This window comes from Alkalibacillus sp. S2W (assembly GCF_046764385.1).
Taxonomy (GTDB): Bacteria; Bacillota; Bacilli; order Bacillales; family Alkalibacillaceae; genus Alkalibacillus; species Alkalibacillus almallahensis.
Genome location: NZ_CP177234.1, coordinates 2,331,879 through 2,353,887 on the forward strand (window position 1 = coordinate 2,331,879; position 22,009 = coordinate 2,353,887).

At 39.8% G+C, this 22,009-nt stretch carries 22 protein-coding genes; 5 read left to right on the forward strand and 17 right to left on the reverse strand.

All coding sequences use genetic code 11. From position 1 onward, the window contains the following. Positions 1-9 precede the first annotated feature (9 nt). From ACKXGF_RS12195 to gnd, 9 genes are all read right to left on the reverse strand, one after another. On the reverse strand, positions 10-975 hold the full coding sequence (locus ACKXGF_RS12195) for a sugar kinase (protein ID WP_411953984.1): 966 nt from the start codon (positions 973-975) through the stop codon (positions 10-12). A 46-nt stretch (positions 976-1,021) separates the two neighbouring features. After that, positions 1,022-1,918 (reverse strand): AEC family transporter, encoded by an 897-nt coding sequence (locus ACKXGF_RS12200; protein WP_411953985.1) that lies wholly within the window; start codon positions 1,916-1,918, stop codon positions 1,022-1,024. A 110-nt stretch (positions 1,919-2,028) separates the two neighbouring features. Continuing rightward, positions 2,029-2,295 carry an HPr family phosphocarrier protein gene (locus ACKXGF_RS12205; protein ID WP_411953986.1) on the reverse strand — a complete coding sequence of 89 codons (267 nt, stop codon included), beginning with the start codon at positions 2,293-2,295 and terminating at the stop codon, positions 2,029-2,031. Between the two features lie 25 nt (positions 2,296-2,320). Beyond that, complete coding sequence (dgoD, locus tag ACKXGF_RS12210) at positions 2,321-3,469, reverse strand: galactonate dehydratase (protein WP_411953987.1); 1,149 nt, start codon at positions 3,467-3,469, stop codon at positions 2,321-2,323. Then, the gene (locus ACKXGF_RS12215; RefSeq protein ID WP_411953988.1) at positions 3,466-4,107 is read right to left on the reverse strand and encodes a bifunctional 4-hydroxy-2-oxoglutarate aldolase/2-dehydro-3-deoxy-phosphogluconate aldolase; all 642 of its coding nucleotides are present in this window, start codon (positions 4,105-4,107) and stop codon (positions 3,466-3,468) included. Before ACKXGF_RS12215 ends, dgoD begins: the two co-directional genes overlap by 4 nt. Positions 4,108-4,456: 349 nt before the next feature. Further along, positions 4,457-5,737, reverse strand: a complete 1,281-nt coding sequence (locus tag ACKXGF_RS12220; RefSeq protein WP_411953989.1) for a TRAP transporter large permease — start codon at positions 5,735-5,737, stop codon at positions 4,457-4,459. Continuing rightward, positions 5,712-6,272 carry a TRAP transporter small permease gene (locus ACKXGF_RS12225; protein WP_411953990.1) on the reverse strand — a complete coding sequence of 187 codons (561 nt, stop codon included), beginning with the start codon at positions 6,270-6,272 and terminating at the stop codon, positions 5,712-5,714. The genes ACKXGF_RS12220 and ACKXGF_RS12225 overlap by 26 nt, the downstream gene beginning before the upstream one ends. A gap of 115 nt (positions 6,273-6,387) precedes the next feature. Beyond that, entirely contained in the window at positions 6,388-7,458 is a 1,071-nt protein-coding gene (locus ACKXGF_RS12230; protein ID WP_411953991.1) for a TRAP transporter substrate-binding protein, read from the reverse strand. Between the two features lie 38 nt (positions 7,459-7,496). Beyond that, positions 7,497-8,435 carry a phosphogluconate dehydrogenase (NAD(+)-dependent, decarboxylating) gene (gnd, locus tag ACKXGF_RS12235; RefSeq protein WP_411955589.1) on the reverse strand — a complete coding sequence of 313 codons (939 nt, stop codon included), beginning with the start codon at positions 8,433-8,435 and terminating at the stop codon, positions 7,497-7,499. A 143-nt stretch (positions 8,436-8,578) separates the two neighbouring features. Here gnd and ACKXGF_RS12240 point away from each other — a divergent pair, with 143 nt between their 5' ends. Next, positions 8,579-9,430, forward strand: coding sequence for a MurR/RpiR family transcriptional regulator (locus ACKXGF_RS12240; protein ID WP_411953992.1), 852 nt, complete (start codon positions 8,579-8,581; stop codon positions 9,428-9,430). Between the two features lie 12 nt (positions 9,431-9,442). Continuing rightward, positions 9,443-10,909: a gluconokinase gene (locus tag ACKXGF_RS12245; protein WP_411953993.1), complete on the forward strand. Its 1,467-nt coding sequence runs from the start codon at positions 9,443-9,445 to the stop codon at positions 10,907-10,909. Between the two features lie 155 nt (positions 10,910-11,064). On the opposite strand, the gene ACKXGF_RS12250 is transcribed toward ACKXGF_RS12245, so the two are convergent. Next, positions 11,065-12,792, reverse strand: a complete 1,728-nt coding sequence (locus tag ACKXGF_RS12250) for a hypothetical protein (RefSeq protein WP_411953994.1) — start codon at positions 12,790-12,792, stop codon at positions 11,065-11,067. Between the two features lie 320 nt (positions 12,793-13,112). On the opposite strand from ACKXGF_RS12250, the gene ACKXGF_RS12255 reads away from it, so the two are divergent. The 3 genes from ACKXGF_RS12255 to ACKXGF_RS12265 are packed head-to-tail and all read left to right on the forward strand — an operon-like array spanning position 13,113 to position 15,080. Then, the gene (locus ACKXGF_RS12255; RefSeq protein WP_411953995.1) at positions 13,113-13,487 is read left to right on the forward strand and encodes a GntR family transcriptional regulator; all 375 of its coding nucleotides are present in this window, start codon (positions 13,113-13,115) and stop codon (positions 13,485-13,487) included. Beyond that, positions 13,487-14,377: an ATP-binding cassette domain-containing protein gene (locus tag ACKXGF_RS12260; RefSeq protein ID WP_411953996.1), complete on the forward strand. Its 891-nt coding sequence runs from the start codon at positions 13,487-13,489 to the stop codon at positions 14,375-14,377. Before ACKXGF_RS12255 ends, ACKXGF_RS12260 begins: the two co-directional genes overlap by 1 nt. After that, entirely contained in the window at positions 14,361-15,080 is a 720-nt protein-coding gene (locus tag ACKXGF_RS12265) for a hypothetical protein (protein WP_411953997.1), read from the forward strand. Before ACKXGF_RS12260 ends, ACKXGF_RS12265 begins: the two co-directional genes overlap by 17 nt. 158 nt (positions 15,081-15,238) lie before the next feature. Here ACKXGF_RS12265 and ACKXGF_RS12270 read toward each other — a convergent pair whose 3' ends face one another. The 7 genes from ACKXGF_RS12270 to ACKXGF_RS12300 all read right to left on the reverse strand — a co-directional run bounded on the left by ACKXGF_RS12270 (position 15,239) and on the right by ACKXGF_RS12300 (position 21,612). After that, on the reverse strand, positions 15,239-15,781 hold the full coding sequence (locus tag ACKXGF_RS12270; RefSeq protein WP_411953998.1) for a DUF6241 domain-containing protein: 543 nt from the start codon (positions 15,779-15,781) through the stop codon (positions 15,239-15,241). A gap of 24 nt (positions 15,782-15,805) precedes the next feature. Continuing rightward, positions 15,806-16,792: a Gfo/Idh/MocA family protein gene (locus ACKXGF_RS12275; RefSeq protein WP_411953999.1), complete on the reverse strand. Its 987-nt coding sequence runs from the start codon at positions 16,790-16,792 to the stop codon at positions 15,806-15,808. A 454-nt stretch (positions 16,793-17,246) separates the two neighbouring features. Further along, positions 17,247-18,095 (reverse strand): YitT family protein, encoded by an 849-nt coding sequence (locus ACKXGF_RS12280; protein WP_411954000.1) that lies wholly within the window; start codon positions 18,093-18,095, stop codon positions 17,247-17,249. A 106-nt stretch (positions 18,096-18,201) separates the two neighbouring features. Beyond that, positions 18,202-18,864 (reverse strand): ribose-5-phosphate isomerase RpiA, encoded by a 663-nt coding sequence (gene rpiA, locus ACKXGF_RS12285; RefSeq protein ID WP_411954001.1) that lies wholly within the window; start codon positions 18,862-18,864, stop codon positions 18,202-18,204. A 235-nt stretch (positions 18,865-19,099) separates the two neighbouring features. Then, entirely contained in the window at positions 19,100-19,270 is a 171-nt protein-coding gene (locus ACKXGF_RS12290; protein ID WP_411954002.1) for a hypothetical protein, read from the reverse strand. A 57-nt stretch (positions 19,271-19,327) separates the two neighbouring features. Next, the gene (locus tag ACKXGF_RS12295) at positions 19,328-19,792 is read right to left on the reverse strand and encodes a TcaA second domain-containing protein (RefSeq protein WP_411954003.1); all 465 of its coding nucleotides are present in this window, start codon (positions 19,790-19,792) and stop codon (positions 19,328-19,330) included. A 77-nt stretch (positions 19,793-19,869) separates the two neighbouring features. Further along, positions 19,870-21,612, reverse strand: a complete 1,743-nt coding sequence (locus ACKXGF_RS12300) for a hypothetical protein (RefSeq protein WP_411954004.1) — start codon at positions 21,610-21,612, stop codon at positions 19,870-19,872. Positions 21,613-22,009: the final 397 nt, after the last annotated feature.

Genomic DNA, 22,009 nt, shown 5'->3' on the forward strand with positions numbered 1-22,009 from the left:
TCACACTCCTTATCGTTTCACATCTCGTTGTTCTTGATCCGGGACCATAAATTTCTCGACAGCTTCAGCAGTGGGTAAACCTTCAATGTCACCAGCCATGCCGACCACCATAGCACCGATTGCATTCGCGCGTTTAATCACATGATCAATCGATTCGCCGCTTAATAGACCACTTATTATACCTGCTGCAAAACCGTCTCCAGCACCTACTGGATCGACGACTCGCCTAACCTTAAAACCAGAGACGTAACCATCTTCACCTGCAGTTGCGTAATAAGCTCCTTCATCACCTAATTTGACAATAATCGTTTTGTCACCTTGAGGATTAAGTGCTTTCGCGATAGCTTCAGGCTCCGTTTCACCAGTCAAAAATTCACCCTCATCAATTCCTGGCAAAATCACATCAGCCAAACTAGCAATCTCCTGTAATACTAATCGCGCTCTATCTTCTGACCACAGTTTCAAACGTAAATTAGGATCAAATGTAACCGTCACACCGTGTGCCTTAGCAATTTTAATCGCCCGCATTGTCGTGTCATAGGCAGACTTACTCAAAGCTGGTGTAATACCCGTAATATGTAATATTTTCGCCTGACTAACCGCATCTTCATCCAATTGATCAGGCGTCATCATACTCGCTGCTGACTGATGACGATAATAGTACACATTCAAATCATCTGGAGACAATTGTTCCTTAAATAATAATCCCGTCGGTGATTCACGTGTGAACTGACATGTTGACACATCAACGCCTTCACCGCGAATCGTTTTTAATATGAAGCGGCCAAATGGGTCATCACCTAGTTGGCTGAACCACGACACTTGGTGCCCTAACCGAGCGAGTCCAATGGCCACATTCGATTCAGCGCCGCCAATTTTTTTCGGAAATTGGTGCACGTAATCTAATGGAGCATATTGATCTGGTTGAAAGACTACCATTGTTTCTCCTAATGTAAACACATCGTGCTGTTCCATTTTTCAAGCCTCCTTATCATAACCATAAGTTCAATCTAGTTAATTCCTACACTAAAACAAATAGCAAAACCGAAATTGTGACGACACTTAAGACCGTAGTGACCAGCGTGACGCTTGATACTAAATCCGGTCTTGCTTTGAATTCAAGCGCAAACATGGTCGTTGTCGCAGCTGCTGGCATTGCAGCTTGTAAAATAATAACTTTTCCTAATAAATCTGAAACGGGAAGTAACATCACTAAACCCCAAGCCATGATCGGCATGACCACGAGTTTAATGATAGTACCAGTCATCACCTTCCCTGTTTCAAACTTGTCGAATGAAATATTCGCTAGTTGCATCCCTAATACCACCATCATAAGCGGTAAAGCCACAGCTGACATGAATTCCACCATGTCGAGCACACTTGTATGTAAATTGATATCGAGTAAATTCAAACCTATCCCCAGTAACAAGGCATAAGTCGCAGGCATTTTAAACACGGCAAAAATCGCATAACGAATTTCATAACCACCACGCGAAGCATAATAAACACCAAACACATTCATAATAATCGTCTGTATCGACATAAAAATAATCGCGTAATTAAACGCTTCTTCATTAAGCGCAAACATTATAATCGGTGCACCATAATTTCCTGCATTCATGAAGGCCGTCGATAAAATCATGCCACTTTCTTCCGCTTGATCCCATTTCAACAGCAATTTTAATAGTTTAATAAGGCTGATTGTGGCAAATAACAATGCAAAACAACTAACGACAACGATTCCGAAATCGCTACTGAATTCTTCATAATAGAACGCATCGAAGACGAGAAACGGGATAAAGACATAAATTGTAACTGCAGATACTGGTTTCACATCAAGGTGACGCCATTTTTGTAACACATAACCAATGACGAATACACTAATAATCGGTAGAACGACTTCTAAAAATACTCCCATAAACTCACCTTCCTCATACCATCTTGTTGTTATTCTTAGTTGATTGATTCATTTACAGACAATAGTATACGCTTCCCGTAAACAATTAACGGGAAGCATCTGATAACTTTTTATTCTGCTTTAAGAAATGATTCGATTGCCTCTAAAGCCTTTTCTGCATCAGGTCCTTCACAGATGACTTTCACTTGATCGTCGCCTTGAAGCTGTAAGTTAATTAACCCTAAAATACTTTTCAAATTGGCTTCCATCATACTGCCGTGAACATTTTTTTGAAGAAAAATTTCGGCCTTATACTTTTGGATTAACTGACTGAGTTCCATAATCGTTTGGGCATCATTCAATTGAATCCGAATCGTTTTTTCGACTTGATTAGCCATGAGTTAGCCTCCTCTATCATTTAAATTACCATTCAGCAAACGTGCCATCTTCATGACGCCAAATCGGATTGCGCCAGCGATGACCTTGTTCTGCCTTTTCCTTAACGTATTCTTCGTTAATAGAAATTCCTAAACCAGGTTGTTTCGGTAATGCGACGTGACCGTTTTGATAATCAAAGACTGAACGATCCTGAATATAATCTAATAAATCATTCCCTTTATTATAATGGATACCCAACGATTGTTCTTGAATAAACGCATTATGACTCGTTGCATCGACTTGTAGACAAGCGGCTAAAGCTATCGGTCCGAGTGGACAATGTGGGGCGACTGCTACATCATAAGCCTCTGCCATACTCGCAATCTTTTTCACTTCAGTAATGCCACCCGCATGTGATAAGTCAGGTTGAATAATATCAACATAGCCGTCTTCAAATAACGGTTTAAAATCCCAACGGCTGTACATTCTTTCGCCAGTCGCAATAGGTGTAGCTGTATGATTTGCGATATCACGTAACGCTTCATTATGTTCAGGTAAAACAGGCTCTTCAATAAACATTAAACGATACGGCTCTAACTCTTTTGCCAACACTTTTGCCATTGGTTTGTGTACACGACCATGAAAGTCAATGCCGATTCCAATATCTGGACCGACTGCTTCACGAACAGCAGCTACACGTTCTACGACTTGATCAATCTTGGCATACGAATCGATATACTGCATTTCCTCTGTACCGTTCATTTTAATAGCACGAAATCCTTTGTCGACGACTTCTTTCGCTGCTAGGCCGACATCTGACGGACGATCGCCACCAATCCAAGAATACACTTTAATCGAATCGCGACATGCCCCACCCATGAGTTCATAAACAGGGGCATCATAGTATTTCCCTTTAATATCCCATAATGCTTGGTCAATGCCAGCAATCGCACTCATATGGATTGGTCCACCGCGATAGAAACCACCACGGTACATCACATTCCAATGGTCTTCGATATGAAGCGGATTTTTGCCGATTAAGTAATCTTCCAATTCATGAACAGCAGCTTTAACTGTTTCTGCACGACCTTCAATAACGGGTTCGCCCCAGCCAATCAACCCTTCATCTGTTTCGACTTTTAAAAATAACCACCTGGGTGGCACGACAAAAGTTGTTAGTTTTGTGATTTTCATGACCACTCACCTCGCCCTTGCTTGACTTGATCGACAAATGCTGTCGCTTTAGCTTTTAATGTATTTAAATCTAAAGATGGGTCAACTAACGATCCGCCAACACCGACGGCAATCGCACCATACTTGATAAACTCTGCTGTGTTATCAACATTGATGCCACCTGTTGGAATCATTGGAATATGACCTAAAGGACCTTTTAAATCTTTGAGGTAACGTGGTCCAACTGCAGAAGCAGGAAATATTTTAACTGCGTCAGCACCTTCTTGATACGCTTTCACCATTTCAGTTGGCGTTAGCACACCAGGAATCGATATCACGCCAGCATCGTGTGTTAACTGAACAACTTCCTCGTCAAAAGATGGTGAAAATATAAACTGCGAGCCTGCATCCAAGGCCTGTCTTGCTTCACCTGGGGTCACAACCGTTCCCGCACCGACAAGAGCACGGTCACCGTAATAATCATTTAACTCACGAATTGAACTAAATGCATCATCACTGTCTACCGTTAATTCCAACACGTTGACACCTGATTCGACTAGTGCGTCAACCACCTGAAATAGTTGATCCTTAGGCACCCGACGCAAAACCGCGATAATCCCCGTATCTTTCAGCATCTCCAAATGCTTTTCCTTGCTCATCTTGTTTTCACCTTCCTTTTAACTCTATTAATATTTAGTGTCAATTTAAATTCTTATGAAAACGCCTAGTTGGTGTATTGTGATGAGCGAAGGTGGCGACTCCTGGTCGACTAAGTTCGGTCACGTCCTGTGACCAACGTCGACATTAGGCCATCCGGGCCGTCACGGGAACAGCACGAGTCTCGAGACCCCGCAGGCCACGTTTTTAGGCCGAGGAGGCTCGAGCCGTGCCCGCGGAAAGCGTCCACCGGGAACGAATCACAATAACACCAACTACCCACGATAAAGTTCTTTCAACAAATAAAGATAACTGACAGAACAACAAACGCGCCCTGTCAGCATGATGGTACTATTCACCTAACGAGATTAACCATGTTGATAGATCTGGAATAAACACGATCATAATCAGCGCAAAGACCATCGCAAAGAAGAACGGAATAACAGCTTTGGATATCTTCTCAATCGACAATCCTGATATTCCAGAACTGACAAATAAGTTAACGCCAAGTGGTGGTGTAATAAAGCCAATTGCTAGTGCAACAACCATAATAATACCGAAGTGAACCGGATCATAACCTATGCTATTGGCAATTGGTAATAATATTGGCGTTAAAATGATAATCGCGGCGATCGTATCCATAAAACAGCCAACTAATAATAACAATGCCGTAATCAATAAAATTAATATAATGTGATTTTCCGTTAAACCTAACATCCAGTTCGCAATTTGGTTCGGAATTTGTTCAACCGTTAAAAACTTACCAAATGCGTTTGCCGTTCCAACGATAATCAATACAGTAGCTGTCGTTAAAGAGGAATCTGCAATCACTTTCGGTAAATCTCTAAATCGTAATTCCCTATGCAACACTAGGCCGACAAACAAGCCATAAAAGACGGCAATAACAGCCGCTTCTGTCGGTGTAAATTTACCACCGTAAATACCACCTAAAATAATAACTGGAATGACCATTGCCCATTTTGCATGCCAGAATGTTTGACCGATATGTTTGAGCGTAATTTTTTCAAGTGTGCCTTTGTAGCCCATTTTTCGAGAATATAAGTAAGCCCATACCATTAAACTCACACTGACTAAGACACCAGGAATGATACCAGCAATAAACATATTACCAACAGATGCGCCACCCGTTACACCGTAAATGACCATCGGAATACTCGGTGGGATAATAACACCGATTGAACCGGCTGCGGCGACTGTTGCCGTAGCGAATGCTTTATCATAACCTTGACGAACCATTGCTGGAATCATAATCGAACCAATTGCGGCAACAGTTGCGGGTCCAGATCCTGATATTGCTGCGAAAAACATACACGTAATAATAGTTGCGATTGCAAATCCACCTGTCTTGCTTCCAACAAGTGAGTTCGCAAAATTAAACAACCGTTCCGATATACCACCTTTACCCATAATTTCTCCAGCTAGGATAAAGAATGGGACAGCCATAATCGGGAATGAGTCTAATGACGTGACAAGCTCGGTCATTAAAAACGAAATCGGCACTGTATCAGCAGCAATAATCGTTAATAATGTCGCAATCCCGAGTGCGATCCCAATTGGTACACTTAATAGTAATAAAACGGCAAAACTACCGAATAGAATCCCTACTGTCATCAGTCATTCCCTCCTCTTCTTCAACAATTCTTTCGCGTTCATCAGCCACATCCATACTCTTCTTACCGAGTAACATTAAGACTTGATTGTACATATTTTGAATTAATCGGATCACCGTTAATCCCATGCCAATTGGGGCTGCCATGTACACTAGTCCCATTTCGACTTGTAATGCAGGCGACTTTTGACCGAGCTCTAACAAGTTCCTAGAAATATCAGTGCCATAATAAACGACAAGTGCTGCAAATATTAAGAATAATAGATTCGCAAACAAGGATAATACTACTTTCCATTTATCTTTTAATAAAATTAGTAAGACGTCAACTTTGATATGACGCTGTTTTTTAACACCGTAACTAATACCGATATAGACAAGCCATATAAAACAGTACCGTCCTAATTCTTCCGACCATGACAATGAGTTGCCTGTTTCACGCATAACCACCTGTAAAAAGATGACCGACGTCATCACACTTCCGATGATGACTAAAAGCCACTCCTCTATGTGTTGTTCGATTTTTCTAAGTATATTCATGACTTCACCTCAATACATACGGAATTCCTTCTAAAACTCATTTACATAAGCCAAAACTCTTGCCACCTAATTGGCAGCAAGAGTTTTGTTATATAATAAGGGGGAGTAACTCAAATTATTCTGATTGTGCATCTTCAACTGCTTGCATGATACCATCTACTGTTTCAGGTCCGATTTGCTCTTTGAAATCTTCGATAACTGGTTGTACAGCATCGACCATTTCTTGACGGTTTTCAGGAGTGATTTCAGTATACTCCATACCTTCTTCTTGTAGGTCTTCTAAATATTTTGCATTAGCTTCACGGTTCAATTCAATCTGATGTTGACCCGCTTCTTTTGCAGCATCGCTTACAATCTGCTTCTGCTCATCATTTAAACCATCGTAAAACTGTTTGCTCATTAAGAATACGAATGGGCTGTATACGTGGTTTGTGTTCGACACATAATCTTGTACTTCATAGAAATTTTCTAAATAGATTGTTGCGTAAGGGTTTTCTTGCCCATCTACTGTACCTTGTTGCATCGCTGTGAATAATTCAGTAAATGCCATTGGCGTTGGGTTCGCACCCAATGCTTTAAATGCTTCTAAGTGAAGGTCGTTTTCCATTGTACGGATCTTAAGACCATCGAAGTCATCAATAGTTTCAACAGCGCGTTCACTATTTGTTAAGTTACGGAAACCGTTTTCCCAATAAGCTAAACCAACTAAGTCTTCTTCTTCAAGTTTGTCTAGTAAACCTTGTGCAACATCACCTTGTAATACTTCGTCTGCTACATCTTCGTTCGGGAATAAGAACGGTATGTCAAATACACTGAACTCTGGAACAAAGTTTGCGATTGGTGCTGTTGACGGAATAGTTACTTCTTGGTTACCAAGTTGAAGCGCTTCCGTCATTGAACGGTCGTCACCTAGCTGACCACTGTGATATGTTTCAACTTTAATCGCACCATCTGTTTCTTCTTCCACAATCTCTTTAAACTTAAGTAAACCTTTGTACTGAGGGTGGTCTTTGTTTAAGCCAATACCTGCACGAATTGTGTGTTCCGCTTCACCTGAAGCGCTTTCATTTTCACCATTACCTTCGCCATTGTTGCCACTTTCGCCATTTTCACTACTGCCACCACCACAAGCTACTAATACTAAAGCTAATAGGGCTACAGCTAAGAATGAAAATAATTTTTTCATCATCAAACACTCCTTAAAATAGATTTTTTATAGGTTAATTATTTTTCAACAACAGAATGTCCACCAAATTCGTTACGTAATGCTGCAACAACTTTGCCTGAGAACGTGTCATTTTCTTGAGAGCGGTAACGCATCATAAGTGACATTGCGATGACCGGCGCTGCCATTTCGAATTCAATAGCACTTTCAACAGTCCACTTGCCTTCACCTGACGAATTCATCACACCACGAATGGAGTCTAAATCGCCATCTTTTGAGAAAGCATTTTCCATCAATTCAATTAGCCATGAGCGAATAACAGACCCGTTATTCCATACTTTTGAGACAGCTTCATAATCATAATCGAACGGGCTTTTCTCTAGGATCTCAAATCCTTCGGCAATCGCTTGCATCATCCCGTATTCGATTCCATTATGTACCATCTTTAGAAAGTGCCCACTACCACTAGGGCCTGTGTACAAGTAACCGTTTTCAACTGCGGTGTCCTTAAAGATTGGTTCGATTTGTCGAAATTGATCTTCATCGCCACCAATCATGTAGTTTGCGCCGTACCTTGCACCATCTGTTCCGCCACTTGTACCGCAATCAAAGAAGTAAATCCCCTGTTCTTGCAGATGTTCGTTTAGACGAAGACTTTCTTTATAGTTGGAGTTACCACCATCTATGATGCGGTCCCCCTCATCTAATACATTACCAAGGGCTTGAACCACTTGTTCGGTTATCTCACCCGCAGGTACCATTAACCAGATCGTTCGTGGTGTTTCAAGTTGGCTTACCAGTTCCTCTAAGCTGTAGGCTGGCGTTGCACCATCTTGAGCAATTCCTTGGACTTGGTCTTCACTTACATCATTTGCGATTACTTGGTGTCCATGGTCCATAAGATTAAGTGCTAAATTATAACCCATTTTACCAAGACCAACGATTCCTATTTGCATCTGGTAACTCCTTTCTTTTAATAGTTTAGAAAATAGTGAAATTATTTTTCTTAAATTCGATTATACATAAAATTTTTTTCGTTACAATAGGTATATGAAATTTTTTTCGAATAAATTACTTTAGTTTGAAATTTTTTTCTTATACACTAGAGATAGATGATTAATTAAATCGGAGTGATGACGTTATGACAGAAGCCCAACAAGTATTAAACTTGATTAGAGGATCGCTGACACTATACAGCGAAAAAGAACAAAGAATTGCGAAATATATTTTAGAAAATCCACAATTGATTATTCATAAGACAATTAACCAAGTCGCTGAAGATTTAGATATCGCAGAAGCAACGGTCTTTCGTTTTTGTAAACGATTAGGCTTTAAAGGGTTCCAAGCGATGAAAATAGCTTTAGCCTCGGAAGTCGTCGAAACGATTGAAGACGTGCACGAAGAAATTAATGAAGATGACTCACCGATTGAAGTGACAAGCAAAGTCTTTCAATCGAATATTCGAGCGATGGAAAGAACGCGGGAAATCCAAAATGAAGAAGCAATCAAAACCGTTGTCGATAAGTTATCGACCTATAAGAATGTTTATTTCTACGGTAGTGGTGGCTCAGGTGTTGTTGCCCAAGATGCACAGCATAAATTTATCCGTCTAGGCATCCATGCCCACGCTTATACAGATTCTCATATGCAACTAATGTCTGCAGCCCAATTAGATGAGAATAGCATCACATTTTTCATTTCACACTCAGGATCTAATATCGATATTTTAGATGCATTAGAGGTAGCTAAAGAAAAAGGCGCCTTTACTGTGGCCATTACGAACTATGCTAAGTCGCCTCTTTCTAAAGCAGTTGACGTGGCACTTTATACGTTATCCAACGAAACCGAATATCGTACCGAAGCCTTATCATCGCGTATTGCTGAATTAAGCATTATCGACGCACTACACGTCAATTACCATATGCAAAATCTTAATGACGCGAAGCATGCTGTCGATGAAATGAGACGTGTTATTTCGAAAAAACGGTTATAAAGGATGTTTACAATGAACACTGTTTTAGGATTAGATATAGGAACGACGAGTGCAAAGGCCGTTCTATTTGATTTAAATGGATCTGTCGTATCAGAACATGAAGTACCTTATCCCATTTTGCAACCGAAAAATGGTTGGGCTGAGCAGGATCCTCTACAAGTTGAACATGCGACAATTGAAGCAGTTCGATATGTCATGGCTGGTACGAAACGTTATCAATTAGTTGGCATCGGCTTATCGACAGCAATGCATTCGTTAATTTGTATGGACCATAAAGGCGAAGCACTATCTAATGCAATCATTTGGGCTGATACGCGTAGTGCTAATGAAGCTGAGAATTTAGATTCATCAATCTATTTGGCCACAGGCACCCCGCTTCACCCAATGAGCCTATTGTCAAAACTCGTGTGGATGAACAAACACCAGGTAACAGAGTTTAATCAAGCAAGCTATTTTGTATCAATCAAAGAGTACTTACTCTATCGCTGGTTCGGTGAAAAAGTCGTCGATTATTCCATGGCCTCAGCGACAGGGTTGTTTAATATCCATCAGTTAAAGTGGGATGACCAAGCTTTAAATGCAGCAGGGATTGAGCGGGAGCAACTATTCGAACCGAAACCACCTGAAACGATATTAACGAATATAGATCCGGTCTTAGCTGAAAAGATGGGCATATCACCTTCGACACCTGTTGTGATTGGTGGCAGTGACGGTCCACTTGCCAATTTAGGTATTGGAGCGATCAACCCTGGGGAAACTGCAATCACGATTGGCACAAGTGGTGCGATCCGTCAATTTTCAAATGAGCCCTTGCTTGACGATCAACAAGAGATTTTTTCATATAGCTTTACTGATGATATGTGGATCACAGGCGGCCCAACGAATAACGGTGGCATTGTGATGAAGTGGGTGCAAGACTTGATCTCCAGCAACCACTACCATTATTCAATGGATGAATTAAACAATCTAGCTTTCTCTATTGAACCAGGGTCTGAGAATTTAATTATGCTGCCCTATTTAAACGGTGAACGCGCGCCATTTTGGGACGGCAAAGCCAAAGGTAGCTTCATCGGCCTAACATCGTCACACGGTAAAGAACATATGGTACGCGCGAGCATGGAAGGCGTCATTTACTCAACCTATCATATCGGGCATGCCCTAGAGCGCTTAGGTAACCAACACGACATCATTTACGCAAGCGGTGGCTTTGCAAGATCCAGTCTCTGGCTACAAATGCTAGCTGACACATTCGGTAAACCCGTTAAACTCCCTAGCAGCCACCAGAGCTCCGCTTGGGGTGCCGCATGGTTAGTGCTGTGTAGCATCGAAAATTATCAATTGAAAGACATAAAAGATTCCGTACCCATGAGTCGTGAAATTGAACCAAACAGCGTTAATCATGATAAGTACCAGCACATGTTTTCTATTTACAAAAATTTATACGACCAACTAAAACATACATTTCACCAGTTGTCTTAGATTATTAGACACTTTCGTGAGATTGTCAGATAATCCCTGATGATTGTCTAACAATCTCTGGATATTATCTAACAATGTGACGACTTTGTCTGACAATCTTTGTAGGGTGTAAAAAAGTCAGGCATGGAGCACCGGACGCCCCAATACCTGACTTTTTACTTTCCTAACTTCCCTCGTTCATAAAAATAGTTTTCTTCAGCTTCTTTTACCCAGTCCCTGATATCAACTGAGCTTTCCGCTAAAAACTGAAATGATAATCTTGTATATTGACGAATTGCTTCCTCTGCCTTAATTAAATGTAAGTAAAAATCTTTTTTCATCGCATCACCTGTTTGATTAATATGCTCAGCTTCATTGACTAATCTCTTCAATTGATTTTCCAATTGGTACGACTCGACATCATACGTTTGAAAAAATCTCACAGCTTCAGTATAAGCTTCTCTTAACTCCTCATCCGACAAACCATTGACCCCTATTTTACCAAATTGATGTAACGCTTCATCAATAATATCATAGCGTTCTTTTAACCATTGTTGAACTGTTTCGTAAGCAATGTCATCATACGTTGGTGCTATTAACACCCTTAATTTTGAAGTCGGTTTGTATTTATTACGAATATGCTGGTCAACATCTTTTAGTTCATGACGAATGGATTGTAAGACGTTTGGAATATCCAATAAAAAATCACGCTGTGTTTGAGATATATTTTTCATTTGATGATTAAATTGTTGACGATAAGTCTTTTCTAACGTATTCCTTGCCTGATTCAAATCCTGATTGACTTCCTGAACCATATGCCTTAATTTTACATGCTCACTCTGTTGTGCTTGTTCGATTAAATGATGACTTTCTGATGCTCGACGTTCATACTCTGCATACGCTTGTTTCATCGCTCTTTCTTTAAATGTATTCGTACCCATTTTGCCACCGATAGCTCCAGCAATCCCTCCAATTAACCCTCCTGCCGCTACTCCTGGTGGCCCACCAAATGCACCTACAAAAGCGCCTGTTTGAGCACCAGCAAAACCTCCAGCACCAACTCCAGCTGTATCCAATCCAACATTTTTCATAGACGACCCAACATCTGTTTTATCTTGAATATGTAGCTTAACTTCACGCGCAGAAGACATAACTAAACTGACAAGTGGGATGCCTCCTCCCATTACATCAACCGAATCTAGTTCACCTATACTCCATAGACTATCATGGGCCATCTCTTGAATAACTGCAGGGTCTAATTCAATTAAGGACATTACTTCTTCATTTGCTGTAAAATGTTCGCCCATGGTCGAGTCCGTTAAAACTGGAATATCAGGGTACTGCTCGAAATGTTCTGCAATTACAGATGGCGATTCACCGCCTTTAATTTGCCAAGGTTCCCCGTCAACTAATAGATCCCAGCCCTCATTATTCGCATTACTTGGAACTTGAACATCATATCCCATTTGTTCTAACGCATCAGCAGACTTCATTTCCATTACATAACCTTCAAAACGTGTCATCCAACCTTCCGCGCTTTCAGTCCCTAATGCCTCCAAGTATTTCTCATCTATGTAATCTGTCATGTCATTAAAATTCGATAAATCTTTTGAAAAAGCAAAATCCATTGCATCCATAACAGCAGGGTCGATTTCGTTCAAGTAATACAGAGCAGGCATTTGACCAATCGCACCTGCAGCAGCCGCGCTTTTCCACCCTTTCATCAAATGAAATTGGTCATTTTGACTTTGTGTGTCGCTTGTTTCTTCATATGTGTTTAATTGAAGCTTGTCAGACGGTAAAAATTCCCTAACCTGAGAACGGTAATCTTTTACTAACCGCCAGCGCCATACTCCATATCCTCCCGCCCCTACTGTACTAGCTAAAACAATCCATTCCAGCATTTTCATTCCACCTTAATAATTCTTAATTACTATAATATTACACTAAACTATATATTAAATAAACGTTTCTTTTTTACAGCAACTCATGCACAAGCTCTTGCTCTAATCATGCGTCCCCAAATTATCGAATCACTAGACTGAAAATTATTTGGTTATCCTTCACTTGCTGGTAAGTAAGTGGGGCTTTTATTTAAAAAACGCTTTATTCTGCAAGCTTTTAATCAAAAGTACTTGCAATTTCCAAATCCACCACATACACTTATATACATAACTATATAACCATAACCCAACCGCACAAAAATAAAGGTGGTGACAGCCAAATGACGGGATCCTTTCGAGATGATCGTCCGATTTTTCAACAGATCCGCGAAATCATCGAAGACCAAATATTAAACGATCAATTACCTGAAGGCGAGCAAGCCCCTTCAACGAATCAGTTAGTCAATTTTTATAAAGTCAATCATTTAACCGTCTCTAAAGGTATTAATCAGTTAGTCGAAGAAGGCATTTTATACAAAAAGCGAGGTGTTGGGATGTTTGTTGCAGAAGGTGCCAAAGCCAAATTAATCGAGCAGCGCAAGGCATCATTCATTGAGCGCTACGTCCGCGATTTATTAGCAGAAGCTGAGAAATTAAACATGTCAGAAGAAGAACTGACGCAAATCATTCAGGACACAAAGAGGAGGGGACAATAATGTCTAACCATATTCAGTTTGACGATGTATCACTCGAGATTAAGAACGACTCGATTTTAAAAAATATTAACCTTACGCTTGAAGATGGCAAAATATATGGACTTTTAGGACGAAATGGTGCTGGGAAAACATCATTATTATCGTTATTAGCTGCTTTCCGCCCTGTTTCAAGTGGCCATATCAAATTAAATAATGAAACGATTTTTGAAAATCCAAATGCGATGCAACAAATTTGTTTCTCCTATGATAAGGATTACAAAGAAGAAACAGAAAAAGTTGAAAGTTTATTAAATGATATGTCATTTTTCCGACCGAATTTTGATTATGATTACGCAATGGAGCTCGTTAATCGATTTAACCTACCACTAAAAAAACCGCTTCAAAAACTATCAACCGGGATGCAATCAGCCTTTAACGTGACAGTTGGCTTAGCAAGCCGTTGCCCGATTACGATTTTTGATGAGTCTTATTTAGGGATGGACGCCCCAACACGCGATTTATTTTATCGTGAAATTTTAAACGAACAAACGGAACATCCGAGAATTTTCATTTTATCCACGCATCTCGTCTCAGAAATGGATCATTTATTCGATGAAGTCGTGATGATTCAAAACGGCGAAGTGTTACTAGCGGATGACTATGAATCATTAATGTCCAAAGCCGTTCAAATTACTGGTGCTGCAGAACAGGTTGATGATTTCACGGCGAACTATCAAGTACTTAATGAAGAAACACTCGGCCGAACAAAATCAGCTTTAGTCTTAACGGAACAAGCCGAGTCATTACAACAAAAGGCACGTGAAATTGGCCTTGAAACGCAACAACCAGCATTACAAGATCTATTTATACATTTAACGAAAGAGGTGGACAGTCATGCAAACAACCGATAGAAAATGGATGGTCGCAGGCGGTCAATATGTCGAACAACTGAAGTGGGCGCTGTGGTTTATCATCATTGGCGGCGTCCTCGTGCGTGGTGTATTACTTGTAGTCGCAGATCAAGTGGATGATCAACTAAATGAAGTCGCTGAAATGACATTATTGGAATTCATGGCTGAAGCATCAACGGTATTTATGCTCGTGATCGGGCTGATGTCCGTTTTCGTCTTCCTATCTTATTTCGGCCAAAACGGTATTACCAGATGGGAGTACTTTTTCGGAACATTGATGTCGGGTATTGGTTTAGCTTTGACGTTACCCATCGCTTTCATTCTATTAAATTTAGTCGAAATGCTCATCATTCCGTGGGTACCACTAACCATTGATGTTGCTACTTTATCACTTGGAAGTACTGCCATGATCAGCTTAGAATACATCTTAACGCTCATGATCCACTTTATGTTCGGTTGGTTTATCACGATTGGCTTTTATCGTTATAATTGGATGATCGGCCTCGTCTTTATCGGCGTCGTCATTTACGGCGGGATGATGACAGAAGCTTTATGGGACGATGAAAAATATGTCTTCTTTGGGTTAGCCTCTGAACCTAGTGACCTTCCCTTACCGATCGTCACAGCTATTGCAGTCGGATTAATTCTATTATTTGCTTGGATTAACCGACGATTGACGAAAGATATTGCGATTAAAATGTAAAAGGAAGCACTCGCGATGAGTGCTTCCTTTTCTTTATGTAGAGGAGTATTGAGTTGATCGATAAACTGACGGGATTGATTTTTATCAGCGCGATTAGATTATAAGCTTGCATCTCGGATTAAGGTCACCGAAATTTTCTTTATATCAGCAACCTTCAATCATTCCGCTTTATTAATATACGCTTCCTCTTCTTCGGATGTGAGGACGTCTCTCGCATAACCGACTGTACCATCTTGAAGCTCCCACACTGTATTATGGTGGTCATTAGCTTGAGAAAAGTCACCTTCAGCCCAGGCATTCAAAATAGATTGATACGTGTCCGAATGTTCGAGATTCTCGCTCGCAGCCTCCACACCACTTTGTAACCATTCAATCCGTTCATCCGTAATCAGGTAAAATCCCCATTTCTCACTCGCTTCAACTTTCTGATGGGACATCTTATGGATATAAACTTGAACATCATGATCCGTTAATTGCGCCTGATCAATCTCATCACCAAACGGATTCAGTTCAGACGGATTCTCGCTTTTCTCAAATTTTTCTTCCGATAATTCACCAACTTGCTTCTCATTATTAACTTGACCTTCTGAATCGTCTCCACCAAAATATTGATCAATAAAAAGATCCGTCTCGAAAAACACTCCTGTGCTAATTCCTAAAACGATCACGATCCCAATCAGCCATTTATATAATGGTTTCAATGTCATCCTCCTCAAACGATTCAGTTACTGATCCACTTCAACCACTTTCTGACTGTTCATCGACTCATAACAAGCATCAATGACTGCCATCATATGCTTCGACCGTTCATACGTATTACGCGGCGACTTACCCTCTGTCACAGCCTCCACAAAATGCTCAACCTCTTCTTTGTATTGATCACTCATGACTCGCTCATCACGCGTTACGCCACCTTTTTCAACGATGACATGCCCTTCATGACCAAATGCATCTGGACGATAAGCCCGCGGAACTTTAATCGAACCATGTGTACCAACCACTTCATATTCATGATGCATTTCCGTCTCAAAGCCACAATCAAACATAGCTGGCACACCATTTTCCATATTCACTAGCCCTCGAGCCGACATATCGACATGAAACTGCGAACTCACGTCACCTTGCACAAACACGTTCGCGACTTTTTCATCTAAAATATTATGAAACGTATGTAAGCAATAACTGCCGACATCATATAGACTGCCGCCACCTTTCGACGCATCTACACGAATATTGCCTTCTGGATTGCGAAGCGGAAACGAAAAGCTAGCGCGCATTAACGTTACATCACCAATTTCACCATCCTGAATCAATTCTTTCACGCGGTCATGCTGCTTGTGAAACTGATACATAAACGCTTCCATAAACGTCACGCCATACTTTTGGCAGACCTCTTCCATTTCAATCATCTCTTGTGCGTTTAACCCAGCTGGCTTTTCACACAAAATATGCTTCCCAGCTTCAGCTGCTTTAAAAACCCATTCCTTATGTAAATGATTCGGAAGCGGAATATAAACCGCATCAACTTCTGAGTTTTCTAGCACATCTTCATAACGTGAGTACGCTTTTGGAATATCGAGCTCTGCCGCTACTTCTTCTGCTTGATCTGACCCACTCGCAATCGCGACGACCTCTGCGTTTTCGGCCCGCTTCATCGCTGGAATCAAAGCCTTTTGAGCAATATTTGCCGTACTAATAATACCGAATTTCATTATGAATCACCTCTTTGGTAAAATTCGTTTCTTATCATGATAACCCTTCTTTTATGGTAACATTTTCCTAAAAGAAATGCTGAACGAAAGGAATTTTATATTAAATATATTAAAAGCTGGCTTCAGCCAGCTTTATTCATGATAGTATTTGATGATTTAGATCATTTCGTATGTGTAACATTGAAATTAATAGAGCCATTTCCATTATGATTGTGCCCTTCGATCAATTTGGTTCACCGATATTTCTATTATATCAGCGCTCTACCAAACTTGATCGCCGTTAAATATCCCATATCAGCGAAATAAAAATTATATCGACGACTCACCATTTTTATCGACGCCACCTGAAATATATCGGCGCGATTACAATTTTATCGGCAAGCGCTGATATATAACGGCGAGCACCGTAATATCAATTATATCGGCGACCGCTCTCAATCAACTCAAACAAACCCTACAACAAGCTCTCCGGCCGACCCTCTTTATAACCGCGCTTAAATATTTCCTGCACATTGCTCGTAGTGACATATGCATCTTCATCGATTTTTTCAATAATCCGACGCAACTGCACGATTTCACGTTTGTTGATCACGACATATAAAATATCGCGGTCATCACGAACGAAGCCGCCTTTTCCGTTTAAGATGGTCACGCCTCGTCCTAGTCGACCCATCAAGTCATCAAGTAGTTCATCTGAATTTTTCGAGATAATCATGACTGCCGTGCGCTCATCTGCACCTTCGACAATTTTATCGATAATCTTTGCTCCAACATACACTGCAATCAACGTGTACATCGCTTTTTCCATGCCGATGACGAAGGATGATGCTGCGACAACCGTAATATCAATGACCAGCATCGCCTTGCCAACGCTCCAGCCAAGCAACTGATTGAGCAAGCGTGCTAAAGTTGTCGCACCGCCTGAAGTTCCGCCTGCTCTGAAAATGACCCCCAGACCGACGCCGACAAGCAAGCCGGAAAACAGCGCTGCTAATAACGTATCGCCTAACACACGGCCAAACGGATAAGTCACTTCAAGCGCAACGGACATAAATACGATCGTGAGCAGTGTATAAATCGTCGTTTTCAACGAGAAGAATTTATAACCAATCGCGACCAAACTCATATTCAGAATAAAGTTCATCACACCAGGCGACCAATCGAATAAATAGTAAAGAACAACGGTGATCCCGATGACGCCACCTTCTGACAATGTGTTCGGAATCGCGAAATAGTTAATGCCTAACGCGAAAATAATCGAGCCAGTCAACAAAATCCCAATATCTAAACTAATTCTTTTCAAAGCACCGCCCCTTTCCCACGCTGATTATTAAAATAAACCTCTTTTAATTGCAACATGATGCGGCTAAATTTTCAACGCGACTCACTCACCAACACTAAAATGACGGCTAATCCAACACATCAGCTCCATCATCATGACCGATAATTACCAAGTCCGTCATATCTAGAAATAGTCCTGTTTCGACAACACCAACTAATGATTTCAATTGATTATGCAACCACTCAGGACGATCAATTTCCCCAAAATGACAATCCAAAATATAAAGCCCATTATCCGTCACAAAAGGCTTACCAACCGACTCCCGCAACACTGCTTCACAACCAAACGCTTTAATCCGATCCTGCGTCTGCTCCCAGCCAAACGGCACGACTTCCACTGGCAACGGGAAAGCTCCTAACTGTTCCACTTGTTTCGACTCATCTGCCACCACAATAAACCGATCAGCAGCGATATCCACAATTTTCTCTCGCAATAAAGAACCACCGCCTCCTTTTAACAGCTGAAAATCAGGATCTACTTCATCTGCCCCATCAATAGCTAAATCTAACTTGGATACCTCTGAAAAATCCGTGATTTCAATACCATACTCTCGCGCCAAGTTTTCTGTTTTGACTGAAGATGATACACCTTTAATTTTCAATCCCTCTTGAACTCGATCTCCCAACTTTTCAAGTAGAATATTAATCGTCGAGCCAGAGCCTAACCCTAAAACCATTCCATCTTCAACATACTCAATTGCTTTAAGTGCAGCTTGTGTTTTCACGTCCATTATTACCGCCTCCTTCAGATAATTCTATTTTATCAACTTTATAAAGGAAACACACACTTCATTCCTTTAATTACATTCATTCGAACAAAGTTAATCAAAATAAAAGCCGCTGGTCCAACCAACAACTCACTTAACTATTTACTCACCCAATCCAACTTATTCAATTTCACTCAAATAATACTCACCATGGTTCTTCTGTATCAACCTCATACTGACCACTGTTAATTTCTGTAATTTATTCAACCGTTACATCTACCACTTCTTGAGTAATATCATCTTCGTACAAACGATCAACCAATCCTTGTTGATCGCTTTCTAGAGAAATACCGTCTGTTGTGTTATCGACATTCGAACCTAATTCAAGATAGACAGGTTCAACAACTAATTGATATTGATCATAAAACAAAAATTCCCCGTCTTGTTCCAACGTCACATACGATTCAGTAATACCAGAAAAGAAAGGCTAAGCCGCCTCCTCAAAATTACTAGGCACATCTTCCCCTCCATTCAAAACGGTTACTTGGTCTTGTAAACTACTATGTAAATCTTGATAATCATCTGGGTTATCATTCAGATACTTCACAAACCCTTTAGCATCTTCTGTGGCCACTTCTTGATCAGTACTAAAAGACATTAACTCAGCTACACGTTCTGCACCCCCTTTTTGAAGCGCCTCATCAAATTGATTAACAGTTCGATCTGGAGAGAAAAATTGACCTATTATAGCAAACGTAATAATTAATACAGCCAATATCGCTCCACCAATACTTAATGGCTTCTTATGTTCTTTTACTTTTTCTATAAATTCATATGTAGGTTGACTATTTGCGGCCGATGGTGTTGCTTGTTCTTCCACTAAGTTATGTCTACAATGCTTGCAAAACTTCTCCTCATTAACTGGATTACCACACTTTTTACAAAAACTCATTAATGACCACACCCTTTTTATTGAGCTATTCGCATTCCAAAATAAAGTCTCTGGATTATACCAGAGACTTTAGGAAATTACTCTATTTCTTCTTTTCGCCGATTTCCATATGAAAGGTGTTTTTGCTCTTCAGTTAACTCTTCAAATTGTTTAGAACCCCTATCATTTAAAGAATAAATTTTACTCATTGCTTCATCATCTAATTCTGAATTCGTTGTGGCAACCATCTCACGTTCGTCCAGAAAGCCTTTAATTCTATTCACTAAATGTTGTAATAAATCATCAGAGCGATTAATCGTCATAATATATCTAGCACGATTCAATGTATTTGCCCCTGGCCTAGCTTGAATCGTCGTAATTAATTCTGATACAAGGAACCAAGAAGAATAAGATGTTCTTACAACTGTATTTTCACTTCTAGTCGAGTCTGTAATCGACATCCCGACTGAAAGTTTTGACTCTGTGTAAGTACCTTCTCCATGAAATTGAATTAAATTACTCTTAAATAGCATCTCACCCCAGAACAAATGGGCAATAGTTAATAAGTTCATTCCGAATAGTAGTAAAATTAATGGGTATGAAAAACTATTAAAAATACTCATAAAATCTGTCAGTTCTCTATTATGACTTAACATAAAAAATAACAACGCTGAAACGATTACAAAAACGTGTCCTAGGATAGATGCAATAAACCTAGATGTTTGTAGTGACTCATTATAAGTGAACGGTTCAAATATTGGTTGCGTCTCTTGTATGGTGTCACCCTCAAAGCTTCCTTTGTCCATACTTCCTTCCATATTTAAGTTAGGATTGAGTTCACGATAGACCCGATTGGGAATCTCTTTATACCTAAGATCTGCCATCTCCATATCCAATGCCCTAAAGAAATCTTTTGGATGTACGTTTTCTTGCCAGTGATCTCTTGACTCTGATACTTCAGTATTCGGATTTGATAGTTCAGATCTTTGCTTTGCTAGAATTATGCCCACAGTGAAAACTACACCAATTAATAAATAGGATACAATTAAGAACAAACTAGGATTAAATGGGATCGTTGGAATTGATACTCCCTCTCTTATACCTAATTCAAGCAACACCGGGACCAAAATAGCAAGAACAATTATTAGTGCTATTTTAGTATTTGTACCTTTTAATAGGGTTTTCTCGTTTACTTTAGACAAACTTAGGGGATTAAAAAACCAAATTAAAATTAATAACAAGCTAAGGGAGACTCCTAACCAACCAAGCAAAGTTTCTTGTGTTAAATTAGTTAAACCTATACTACCTGAAAGATATGCAATCAAGAAAACCATTAATCCAATCAATGAAAGTGATGTGTTTCTAACCAATATGTAGATATAGTTTCTCATCGAATGTGGTAAAAAGAGCAAATTCGGCAATATACTATACATGGCTCTTTCAAATAAAATAGTCGGTTCATCAAACGTCGTATTCTTTCTTCCCATTAACATTTGCTCAAGGGCATTCGATGAATAATATGCATTAGGTTCTACAGTGTTCTTTTCACTTTTAGTTTTATTATCAGACAGACTTGTCGGAACACCTCTACCTACATAGAATCTCGACAACCTAATAAATCCTTTTGTTAAAAATTGAATACCTAATGCTAGAATAAATAAACTTACACCTACACTTATCCAACCGGAAATGGTCCCGTTTTCTAGAACTTGTGATCGTAAAGTTAAAACTGATAAAATCCCTATGATTGCAATTATAATCCCACTAATTATGTAGTATAATCCTTCTTTCTTAAAAGGGTTTTGTATATCAAGGGAATCCGATCCATACTGGAAATCCATTCAATCGCTCCTAACATTAAGAGTTTTCTATTCATACTAGATATTCCTCTATCAACATCTTTAACCACTTCTCTAGTTTCACTAAATTCATACTTATTATATCCATCAACATTATTCCATATTAAGCTTATTTAGTTACATTATTCAAATAATCCATCGACATTAGACTAGATTATATCTACAGGGAAAGACGAAAAGTCCTATTAAACCGAACGGAGTATAACCACTATATCCCTATATATAAAAATAGCTTAGCATATGAATTAATTTTCAAAATATACTAAGCTACTTATAATGATTCCGACTTATTGATTATGAATAACAAACCATTGTTCAAGATTTCTATGTAGATCCCACCACAGAAATGGAATAATTAGTAATAGAATATGTTAGTCAA